The 448-nt window shown below is 60.9% G+C and carries 2 protein-coding genes; one reads left to right on the top strand and one right to left on the bottom strand.

Annotated elements, in window-relative coordinates:
• Positions 1 to 279, top strand: a 279-nt coding sequence (locus AC5ZG1_RS44380) for a cytochrome b (protein WP_496136565.1), incomplete at its 5' end; no start/stop codon positions are given.
• 11 nt (positions 280 to 290) lie between these two features.
• Here AC5ZG1_RS44380 and AC5ZG1_RS44375 read toward each other — a convergent pair.
• A partial coding sequence (locus AC5ZG1_RS44375; RefSeq protein ID WP_496136566.1) for a TraB/GumN family protein occupies positions 291 to 448 on the bottom strand: 158 nt, incomplete at its 5' end.

The following is a 448-nucleotide window of genomic DNA, read 5'->3' as shown; positions in this document are numbered from 1 at the left end:
CTGCGTTTTATGCAGGGTGTGCCGCCCGAGGTTTCGCAGGAGCCGGCGATCTTTCGTCTCGGGGCAAAGTTCGCCCATGCCGGGCTTTATATCCTGCTCTTCGCGCTGCCGCTTTCCGGCATCGCCGCTTACTATTTCGGCATCAATCCCGCCGGCTTCGTTCACGCGGATGTCTTGAAGGTCATTCTTTGGGGGCTGATCGCTGCCCACGTCGCAGGCGCGCTCGTCCATCAGTTCTATTGGAAAAGCAATGTGCTGCGCCGCATGACCCTCGGCTGACGAAAACGAGTTCAGTTCACGGCGGTGACGGTGAAGCCCTGCTTGCGCAGTAATTCGATGACGCCGTCCTTGCCGGGCAGATGCAGGGCGCCGACGGCCATGAAGACGTTGCCGCCGTCGAGAATGGGGGCGGCGCGTTCCGCCATCACCCTGTTTCGATCGAGGATGA

This window comes from Bradyrhizobium sp. Leo78 (genome assembly GCF_059512425.1).
The sequence above is the reverse complement of the archived record's forward strand: the minus strand, read 5'-3'. Positions and strand labels throughout refer to the sequence as shown.